Source organism: Actinomadura sp. NPDC048032 (assembly GCF_040653175.1).
Classification (GTDB): domain Bacteria; phylum Actinomycetota; class Actinomycetes; order Streptosporangiales; family Streptosporangiaceae; genus Spirillospora; species Spirillospora verrucosospora.
Map to the genome: position 1 here is coordinate 1 of NZ_JBEZJP010000595.1, position 3775 is coordinate 3775.

Sequence of the window (3775 nt, forward strand, 5' to 3'; positions counted from 1 at the left end):
GCAGCCTTCGTTGTGGGATGGATTGCCGTCTTCATCAGGGGATTCAAGAGTTAACGACTCAGGCCTCCACCCTGGGAAGAACAGACGTCTGAGCGCCCGCGTTCGGCGACGAGCACCAGGGCGTGACTGCGGTGGAGCACCGTTGGAGACTTCGGGGAGTTGCCGGAAGATCGGTTGAGCGTGCGCTGCTGGGGAACCCCGTGGTTCCCCAGACCTCCTTCGCTTTCGTGGCCGTTGGGGGCCGATTGCTTCGTCTTCTTGGCGTTCGTCGGCTCGCCTTGGGAGTTCGCCTCTGCACAGGGCGTGAGGGGCACGGAGCTCAAGTTCGCGACGCCACAATGTGGCCATGGACGCAGGACTTGCCGCCCTCCTTGGTGCTGCCGTCGGCTCCCTCACCACTCTGGGTGCGGCTGTCGTGAACGGCAGGACGCAAGCACGAACACAACACGTCCAGTGGCGCCGTCAGCATCGACGCGACGCCTATACCGCCTACCTCAGTGCTCTCCATGACCGCGATATCGCCATGGACGCGATCCTCAACGCGCTGCAGGCGGAGGCCCTCGACCTGCCCGAACTGGACGGGACAGTGCGGCACTTCATCGCCCGGGCCCGTGATGTCCACCGCGCCGCAGAAGTCGTCATCCTCGAAGGCCCTCCCTCCATCGTCGAAGCAACCGACCGGATTGCCGAGGAGTCCCGCGGCCTGTCCGAGGTCATGCAGCGCATGGTGAAGGATGCCCACGCAGGAGACACCAGCGAGAGAGCGGAACACTCCGCTACCGCCTCAGCGCGGGAGCGGCGGCTCTACCGGGCAGTCAGTGAGTTTCGTGTCCAGGCCCGCGGCGTCCTTGGCAACGCCGACTAACAGTTCATGCGGGTTGCTTGCGGGATGAGCTAGGGGGCGGGGTCCCGTCGAGAGCCGCCCGGATCTGTACCAGGCGGGCCGGGGGGCTGGGACGCGAAGTAGGGACGACCTCAGATCACGGACGCTTGGTCGGGGTGGGAAACGAGCACGAGGACCCGGCGGTGTGCCGCCGGGTCCTCGCAGGTGGCCTGGCGGCCACGCGGCTTAGCGGTCGAGCCGTGACCAGGCCACGATGGAGCCGATGGCGATGGAGCAGGCACAACCGAAGCCGAACAGACCGCCGACGTAGGGGTTGAAGAGGGTGTCGTGAGGAAGGACGCGGTCGAAGAACACGGAACCGCAGACTCCCCCGACAACGCCCCCGACGAGAAGGTTGATGCTCGCCGGGACGACGACGTCCCAGAAGGCGAGCGCATGGGGCGCGAAGAAGTCGGCACCCTCGATCAGGTTGCTGACGCCGTTCGCGAGGACCACGAGACCGGCGCCCGCGACAGCGGAGCCGACAAGGGCGACGGCGGTCATGGGGCTGAAGATGCGGTCCTGGTCGCCGCTGTGCATGATGGCGGTGCAGACGCCGGCGATGACGGCGTCCGCCATGACGACAAGGACAGCACAGATGGCAGCGCTGCGGACGAGGGCAGCATTGCGGATGGACATGATTCGCGTCATTGGATGACTCCCGGTTTGTGGCACGCGCGGTGCGCGTGACTCGATTCGGGATCTACCGTCCAGCGGGGCGCGGAACGCGCATGGGTGTGTCGTGCCACGGGCACAGGCCGTGCGTGTGAAGGCTGCCGGCCCGAAGATGTGGTGGCCGTGATCGCTCTGATGCCACCATGCCGGGGTGTCCATCGAACAACTGCGCAAATGAGTCGGCGACCGCCGGGCCGATTGCGTGCGACGCAGTACGGCAGGCGTGCAGGGCTCTCTCCAAGCGTCCCTGACGGAGTGCCCGTCAAGGTTCTGCGGGAGATCACGCAGGCCTCACGGGCTGGGCGGTGTCCGGACGTCGAGTCGATGACCACCGCGCTCACGGCGCTGAAATGGTTCCTCCGGCAACCGGGCCGGAGGCTGACGGCGGAGGTGCATCCGACGTGCCCGTGTCATGATCCGCGGGAGGCCCTGGACACGCTGCACGAGATCGTCGCGGTGCTTCCTCCACCCTCCCGACGCCAGGTCCTGGCGATCGTGACGCCGCTCGCGGAGCAGTATCGGGCCCGCACGCTCCATGATCCGTCCACGCCGGAAGACCGGCCCTGGTGGCGACGGCGCATCGCCGAGCTCTGAACCATTATCGAGAGCAGTCGGAGAAGGCCATGGCTGCTCGGTTGACACTGGCCATCGCATTCAAGCGGCGGCACGCCTCCCGCGTCGTTGGAAGCCGCTGGGTTAACGCCTGCCTTGTGCAGCGCGGCAGGCTGCTGTCGCGGTGCGTGCCCGGTCGGCAGCGGAATGAACACGTTGGAAGCTTTGCAGGTCGCACCGGGGAAGTGGTAGCGCACAGATCTAGCGGAACTCCCGTGGTCGCCGTAGGGTTCACCGCGTGATCAAAATTGGAGGGCGCGCGCTGCGCCTGGCCGCTGTCATGCTTCCCACGTTGACGCTGACGACCGTGTTGGCGTCCACCGCGCCGGCGAACGCGGCAGGCCCCTCGTGCGGGTCGAAGTACGCACTGCGCAGCACCCATTCGATTTACGTGAACTCCAAGGTCCGCGGCTACCTCAAGGTCTACTACAACTCCTCCAACGGCTATAACTGCGCGCTGGCCGTCCGCAAGGGCTCGACGTCGCTCTACAGCATCAAGCTCAAGCTCTGCGTCTACAACGCCGCCCGTACCAAGTACGGCAACTGCAAATACGACGGGTACAGCAAGCGGAACCATTGGTACTCCGGTCCCCTCTACGTGTACGCCCGCCATCGATGCCTGTACGTCAAGGCCTTCATCAACACCGATGGCGCGCACAGTGGAACCCTGACCGGCAAGAAGGTTCACTGCGGCTGATCGGCGTCGACCTCGGCTGCCCGGTCACCGCGCAGGGTGAGGGGAGAGGCCGGTGTCCGGGACGGTGCTGCCAGACGTCTACCGCGCCGATGTGGAAATCCTGTGGGACTACCACGACCTGCATCACGCGATTCGGCGTACCGACGTCGGCATCGGGCTCGGTAGTCATGATCTCGGTGTCGCCACCTTCGCGGCGGAGCTCTACCAGAAGGGGATGTTCCCTCGGATCGTCTTCACCGGGGCCAACGCCCCGACGACGATCGAGCGGTTCCCGCGAGGTGAGGCCGTCCACTACCGCGATCACGCCGTCGCGCTCGGCGTGCCCGCTGCGGCGATCCTGGTCGAGCCCGAAGCCACCAATACCGGCCAGAACATCGAGTTCACCCGCAGGCTGCTCGCCGACCGCGGGATCGCAGTCCGCTCAGCGACGCTGATCTCGCGGCCCTACCAGCAGCGCCGCGCGTACTCCACCGCCGAGAAGCTGTGGCCGGAACTTGAGATCGTCTGCGTGTCGCGACCGCTCCCGCTGGACGAGTACATCGCGAGCATCGGAGATGTGAAGCGCGTCATCGACATGCTGGTGGGTGACACGCAGCGCGTCATGGTCTACCCGGGCCGAGGATTCGCCACCCCGCAAGACATGCCGGCAGAAGTCGAAGCGGCCTACCGTCGTCTGGTCGAGGCGGGCTTCACCACCAGGCTCGTCCCATAACCGTCTCGTCGTCCACGTGGGCACCGGGGCATGCCCGTCCCGGGCGTCGCCGGCTTCCGGTCGTTGATGGGACCGGTCCCTCCGCGGGGGCGGAGGGACCGGCTTGTCGGTCAACCGCTCAACCGGCCTGGCCCGGACGAGGGCCAGGAACGGCTGGAACTAGCAGCTGTGACCGTCACACACCGAGCAGTACGAC

The 3775-nt window shown here is 66.4% G+C and carries 5 protein-coding genes; 4 read left to right on the top strand and 1 reads right to left on the bottom strand.

The features are described from left to right. Window positions 1–346 precede the first annotated feature (346 nt). On the top strand, window positions 347–865 hold the full coding sequence (locus AB0C69_RS39590; protein WP_353832181.1) for a hypothetical protein: 519 nt from the start codon (window positions 347–349) through the stop codon (window positions 863–865). 204 nt (window positions 866–1069) lie between these two features. On the opposite strand, the gene AB0C69_RS39595 is transcribed toward AB0C69_RS39590, so the two are convergent. Then, the gene (locus tag AB0C69_RS39595; protein ID WP_360361423.1) at window positions 1070–1462 is read right to left on the bottom strand and encodes a hypothetical protein; all 393 of its coding nucleotides are present in this window, start codon (window positions 1460–1462) and stop codon (window positions 1070–1072) included. A gap of 420 nt (window positions 1463–1882) precedes the next feature. Between AB0C69_RS39595 and AB0C69_RS39600 the strand changes: the two genes are divergently transcribed. The 3 genes from AB0C69_RS39600 to AB0C69_RS39610 all read left to right on the top strand — a co-directional run bounded on the left by AB0C69_RS39600 (window position 1883) and on the right by AB0C69_RS39610 (window position 3579). After that, the gene (locus AB0C69_RS39600; RefSeq protein ID WP_353832179.1) at window positions 1883–2152 is read left to right on the top strand and encodes a hypothetical protein; all 270 of its coding nucleotides are present in this window, start codon (window positions 1883–1885) and stop codon (window positions 2150–2152) included. Window positions 2153–2408: 256 nt separating this feature from the next. After that, on the top strand, window positions 2409–2867 hold the full coding sequence (locus AB0C69_RS39605) for a hypothetical protein (RefSeq protein ID WP_353832178.1): 459 nt from the start codon (window positions 2409–2411) through the stop codon (window positions 2865–2867). Between the two features lie 52 nt (window positions 2868–2919). Next, complete coding sequence (locus tag AB0C69_RS39610; protein WP_360361425.1) at window positions 2920–3579, top strand: YdcF family protein; 660 nt, start codon at window positions 2920–2922, stop codon at window positions 3577–3579. Window positions 3580–3775 lie beyond the last annotated feature (196 nt).